Source organism: Phycisphaerae bacterium, from assembly GCA_035384605.1.
Lineage (GTDB): Bacteria > Planctomycetota > Phycisphaerae > UBA1845 > PWPN01 > JAUCQB01.
Genome location: DAOOIV010000199.1, coordinates 1 through 4,600 on the forward strand (window position 1 = coordinate 1; position 4,600 = coordinate 4,600).

General features: G+C 61.2%; 4 protein-coding genes. All 4 read left to right on the forward strand.

Going from position 1 to position 4,600, the window contains the following annotated elements:
- The first annotated feature begins 408 nt into the window (after window positions 1-408).
- Complete coding sequence (locus tag PLL20_21580; protein ID HPD32591.1) at window positions 409-1,425, forward strand: hypothetical protein; 1,017 nt, start codon at window positions 409-411, stop codon at window positions 1,423-1,425.
- 156 nt (window positions 1,426-1,581) lie between these two features.
- Window positions 1,582-2,748: a hypothetical protein gene (locus PLL20_21585; protein ID HPD32592.1), complete on the forward strand. Its 1,167-nt coding sequence runs from the start codon at window positions 1,582-1,584 to the stop codon at window positions 2,746-2,748.
- Window positions 2,749-3,092: 344 nt separating this feature from the next.
- Window positions 3,093-3,713, forward strand: coding sequence for a superoxide dismutase (locus PLL20_21590; protein ID HPD32593.1), 621 nt, complete (start codon window positions 3,093-3,095; stop codon window positions 3,711-3,713).
- Window positions 3,714-4,205: 492 nt separating this feature from the next.
- On the forward strand, window positions 4,206-4,600 hold a 395-nt coding region (locus PLL20_21595), incomplete at its 3' end, for a PEP/pyruvate-binding domain-containing protein (protein HPD32594.1).

The following is a 4,600-nucleotide window of genomic DNA, read 5'->3' on the forward strand; positions in this document are numbered from 1 at the left end:
CCGGGACAATGAGCGCAGAACAGGAGTTCGCGACGATGAGAACCGTCGCCGGTTCATCACAACCTTACGGCCAGATATCTGTGCGGCTTGCGCGCATGTTTTCGGAGCACTGTGCGTTTGGGTTGCGGCCCCCCAAAAGGGCGCTTCTCTTGGGGACCGTGTAGCGGGTGGAACCGTTTCCGGTTGGCGGCACACGCCTGCTGCCCGATGCCCAATCACTGCCATCTGATCGCCGAGATGCTCGGTGGCAATCAGAGCCGCTCGCCGCACAGGCTGGAGACGTTCGATGAAGGGAAGGCAGGGCATGAACGCGGGTCAAAGCCGCTGCGAGCCGGGATGGCCCGCGCAGAATCAGGTTCACAATCGGGCAGAGCGTCTACGTGTTTTCGTTAGGACTGTGAGCCAGTCATGATGTTGGAGGTGCCTCAATTGCGTTTTGAAAAGCATATGTTGTTCATTGTGTTCGCCTCGATGCTTACGTCCGCGATGGCGGGGACGGGTGAGCGAGGGGTGCTGTCTGCAAAAGGTACGAGGTCGAAACTCGGCCTGCTCTATCTGGACGGCGGGCAACCGTCCGCGCATCTGCTGAACCTGGTGGACGGCGGCAATGTCCCGATCATGAAGATCCCCGCCGGCGACTTCGCCAGACCCGACAGCGTGGGCCTTCGTCTCAAAAAGGCCAATCCCAAGGCGATCATCGTGGTCGGAGTCGGCGCTCAGTCGAAAGAGATGAAGATCGACCGTGATCCGCTTCAGGTTTACGCGAACTGGGCGAAAGAGAAAGAGGGCGACCTGCGTACGCTGGCGGCGCACAAGGACAAGGTGGACTTCCTCTCGTTCATGCCGAACATGTGGGAACCAAAGACGGTGGAACAGGCGCAATGGTATTGCCGGTACATCGCCCACGCCGCGCCGAGAATCGCCGCGATGGGTTTTCGCCCGATCATCCTGCAGAGCGGCGTGGGAGGGCTGCCGATCGAGCCGCAGATCCTCAACGCAATGGTGCCGGCGCTGCGGATCGCGAAGAAGCATGGCGGTGCATGGGCCTGTCACGGATACACCCTTGAGTACGACACCAACGTGAACCGCGAGAGCTACTACAGCCTGCGGTACCGCCGGGCGTACGAATACCTGAAGAAAACGCATCCCGACGTGGCGGACCTGCCGATGATCCTGATGGAAGGCGGTGTGGACAAGGCCGGCGATCCGAACAAGGACGGTTGGCAGGCCCGCGGCAACGCGGACAAATACGTGGCGTGGCTGCAGTGGTTTGACTCACAATTGCTTGAGGATCCGCAGGTCCTGGGGGTCTGCCTCTTCAAGATCGGCAACGTGAACGAATGGAGGTCCTTCGACCTGGAACCGGTTGCCCCTTGGCTGGGAGAGTACCTGAAGAAGAAGAATACCCAAACAAAACCTCGCTGAGTGTCAGCGAACAAGAGAGTCGGATAGGGTGCCCGCCTCATGAGCACCGGCAGAATGTTGTCTGCGGGGTCTGATGCAACTGGAGGACACATACATCCGGTTCGGAGAAGCGTCATACGTCTTCACGGGATTGTTCCGCGATACGGAGAACCGGCGATGACCATCAGATATGAATGCCGGTGCGGGGCGAACATCCGGATGCCCGTCTCGGCGGCGGGCCGGAAGGCTCGCTGCCAGGCCTGCGGGGCGGTCTTCACGGTGCCCCGGCCGGATTACGATCCGGACACCCAACCCATCCCCCTGGAAGGCAGTCCCCCTCAACCGCCGCCGACGCAAGACCAGGAGCCGTCCATCGGTGGCTGGCTCGCCGACTTTGCCCGCCAGGAGAAAAGCACCGCCGGCGACAAACCGGTCGTAATAGAGTCTATAGCCTCTAAAAGCCTTTCTCAAGAATTGGATCGCGAGCAGGCTGCCCGGGAGCAGGCCAGAACGTCCATCCCGCGAATCAGCGGGCGTCTGCCGCACGAGGAGGCCCGGCTCCACGACGCCGAGCGGTCGGGCGTCATCGCACCCGAGGTGCCTTTCTGGGAGGACCTGCTCAAGTCGTTCCTGTTTCCGCTGGACGCATCGAACCTGGTAACCTACCTGATTCTGGGGATTGCCCCTTTCGTATGCTGGTGGATCCCGATCGCCGGACCGTTCCTGGTGCTCGTCGTGCACCTCTACCTCGCGGCGTTCTGCATGGAGGTCATCCGGGAGACCGCGGCAGGGGAGGACCGGTTGCCGGAAACGGTGTGGATGAGCAGCGCGATTGACCTGCTCTCGCCGATGTTTCAATTCCTGGGCGCCACGGCACTGGCGATGCTGCCCGCCGCCATCTATGTCCTTGCTACCATCGAGCCGGGCAGCACCCTGGAGCTGATTGTCTGGCACTTTGTCCGCGCCCCGCAGATGCCGGCGGTGCAAATCCTGGCCGCAGTCGGATTGCTTTTCTGGCCGATCATCGTCCTGGCCGTGGCCATCGGGGGCAGCTTCAGCGGGCTGTGGCCTCATGTTGTCGCACGAACGGCCTTATGCGCCCCGGCTCCGTACTTGGCCATGTGCGGAACACTTCTGATTGCCGCAGTAGTCTGGGTCCTGCCGAGCACTTCGCTGTTCGACAACCTGTACATCAAAGCAGCGCAGCTTCTGGGCCGCCGCGGTCCCCTGGTGATTCAACTCCCACAAGATCTGATCAGCCTCTACGGAATGATCGTCGCTATGCGGACCATCGGTCTGTACTACAGGCACTTCAAGCACAAGTTCCCATGGGCCGCTGAATAGCATCCCTCGGAGCACAACGACCACCTGATCTTCTTCTCGACAACCATTTGGCAACGTGCGTTTGCCGGCGAAATCTTGTGGTCGAGCACAGGAGGGCCTACTAGAATCCGGCTGAACAAGTGACAAACGTTCGGAAGCGGCCGCCGAAGCGGCCGGATTCCTGGCAGCAGAAAGGAGTCGAGCCGGAGATGAGACGCCGTGACCTGATACTGAAAGCAGGAGCACTGGGCGGGGCGATCATTTGGGGTCCCCGCAATAGCCACGCGGCAGATCATCGGAATAGGGAAAACAACCCGTCGCGGCCGTCCTCTCCTGCTCACGACTCCACGAAAGGATCAAAAGCGATGGCCCACGTACTACCTGACCTCCCCTACGACTTCGCGGCCCTGGAGCCCTACATTGATGAGCAGACCATGCGACTGCACCACGGCAAGCATCACGCGGCCTATGTGAACAACCTGAACGGCGCGCTGGCCGCCTACCCCGAGCTGGCAGCCAAGACAATCGAGCACCTGCTGACCAAGATCGACGCGGTCCCGGCGGACATACGCCAGACGGTGATCAACAACGGGGGTGGGCACGCGAATCACGACTTGTTCTGGACGATCATGGCCCCGCCCGGCAAGGGCGGGGGTGGCGAACCCGCCGGTAAGCTGGCGGAGGCCATCCAGAGCACCTTCGGCGGATTCGCCAAGCTCAAAGAGACACTGAACAAGGCGGCAACCTCTCGTTTCGGTTCAGGATGGGCTTGGCTCGTTGTGGATGACAAGCGAAAGTTGCAGGTCTACTCGACGGCTAACCAGGATTCGCCCCTCATGCAGGGGCATACCCCGATTCTCGGTCTTGACGTGTGGGAACACGCGTATTATTTGAAATACCAGAATCGTCGGCCGGACTATATTGACGCGTGGTGGAACGTGGTAAAATGGCCGGCCGTGGCTGAGCGTTTTGCGAAGGCATCCTGACAAGGCTTCACTCCTTGCCAAGCAGGGCTGGCAGAGGACCGAACCGATCACAACACCCACCCCTCTGTCAGTCCAACCGGCCTAACTTTCCCCCGCCCGGGGAGAGCGACGGCCGGTCTTTTTTCCGCCTTCTCAGCATCCTCGTCTGGACCGCACGCCGGCACACAAGCTGCCGGTTGCACCCCCTTGTCAAGAATCAGATGCTCGACGGTTCTCCGGTACCCACCCCGCCGCCGAAAAAGCCCCCTGCGACGCCATAAACCTATGGGCAACCGGCGGAGGGTCTCGTGCTGTTGACAGCAGGCGAGTCCGTCCGTACTCTTCTTGGTCCTTTGTGCTCCCGAGCCGGCCGTGTTGGAGGGTCGGGCGGGCCAGCCACCAGCCGTCGGAGCAGACGCCCGTTCGGGTCCGAGGCCGGTGACAGCAAACCGCAGACGTGCTGGCGCACACGTATACCATAACAGGGGCAAACCCCAGGAGAAAGCTTACACCATGGCAAAGAAGTGGGTCTACTTGTTCGGCAACGGCAAGGCGGAGGGTGATGGCAGCCAGAAGGATCTGCTCGGCGGAAAAGGAGCAAACCTGGCCGAGATGGCGCTGCTCGGGCTTCCGGTCCCGGCCGGTTTCACGATCACCACGGAAATGTGCAGCGAGTACTATCGCCGCGGCAAAAAGTTCCCGCCCGAGCTCAAGAAACAGGTTGAGCATGCCCTGGTCCAGGTCGAGAAGGCCATGGGCAAGAAGTTCGGCGATCCGAAGAACCCGCTGCTGTTGTCGTGCCGTTCGGGCGCACGCCAGTCCATGCCGGGCATGATGGAGACGGTCCTCAACATCGGCCTGACGAGCAAGACGATCCCGGGCATGATCGCCAAGACGAACAACCCCCG